This window comes from Parahaemophilus parainfluenzae, from assembly GCF_001053575.1.
Taxonomy (GTDB): domain Bacteria; phylum Pseudomonadota; class Gammaproteobacteria; order Enterobacterales; family Pasteurellaceae; genus Haemophilus_D; species Haemophilus_D parainfluenzae_S.
Genome location: NZ_JVSL01000002.1, coordinates 1 through 208, shown reverse-complemented (window position 1 = coordinate 208; position 208 = coordinate 1). Strand labels below are relative to the sequence as shown.

Here is a 208-nt window from a genome sequence, read left to right as displayed (position 1 = left end):
CTAAAGCTTGGTTCGTTTCGTTGTTGTTTTCTGCCTTGGCTTTTTCTGCTTCTTCTAACGCAATTGCGGCTGCATTACGCTTCGCCTTCGCTTCTTCGCCAAATTTATTAGCAAGCAAACTTCCAGCTTCCACGACATTTGGCCCAAATTTCTCTGTCACCTCACGTTGGAAATCAAGCTCTTTTTGAACATCATCTTTATTAAAACG

At 42.3% G+C, this 208-nt stretch carries 1 protein-coding gene; it reads right to left on the bottom strand.

Annotation, left to right across the window (positions count from 1 at the left end):
* On the bottom strand, positions 1 to 208 hold a 208-nt coding region (locus AC979_RS00200), incomplete at both ends, for a hypothetical protein (RefSeq protein ID WP_049372386.1).